Source organism: Pseudoalteromonas sp. SR44-5 (assembly GCF_014163675.1).
GTDB lineage: Bacteria > Pseudomonadota > Gammaproteobacteria > Enterobacterales > Alteromonadaceae > Pseudoalteromonas > Pseudoalteromonas rhizosphaerae.
In genome coordinates, this window is sequence record NZ_JACJDT010000063.1 from 2416 (window position 1) to 3119 (window position 704).

Sequence of the window (704 nt, forward strand, 5' to 3'; positions counted from 1 at the left end):
TAAAACCACCGCGGTGCTGACTGCGCTGGAGGTGTTACCCGCCGCATCAGATTGTGTGGCGCTGACGGTGAGCGTGCCATTATTAAAGCTGCTGACATCAAACTCACTACCACTGATAGTCCATGCCCCAGAGCCATCAGCCGTTACGGTACGTGATAAGTTATTCGCGCCATCGCTGATAGTCACACTGACACTGGCATTGGCTTCTGCGCCAGAGCCGGTGATCAATACACTGCCATCTTCTACAGCATTGATCCGGCCATCAACCTCAATTGGGGTGGCAATCGTTAAGGCATTCGGTGCTGTATTATCTAAAACCACCGCGGTGCTGACTGCGCTGGAGGTGTTACCCGCCGCATCAGATTGTGTGGCGCTGACGGTGAGCGTGCCATTATTAAAGCTGCTGACATCAAACTCACTACCACTGATAGTCCATGTACCTGCGCCATCAGCCGTCACGGTCCGCGATTGGTTATTCGAACCATCGCTGATAGTCACACTGACACTGGCATTGGCTTCTGCGCCAGAGCCGGTGATCAATACACTGCCATCTTCTACAGCATTGATCCGGCCATCAACCTCAATCGGGGTGGCAATCGTCAAGGCATTCGGTGCTGCGTTATCTAAAATCACTGAGGTGCTGGTTGCACTGGAGGTGTTACCCGCCGCATCAGATTGTGTGGCGCTGACGGTGAGCGTGCCAT

Annotated in this window: 1 protein-coding gene; it reads right to left on the reverse strand. The window is 53.7% G+C overall.

What is annotated here, in order from left to right; genetic code table 11:
- Positions 1–704 (reverse strand): Ig-like domain-containing protein (locus H5154_RS23845; RefSeq protein WP_259398575.1); only part of this gene is annotated, 704 nt, incomplete at both ends.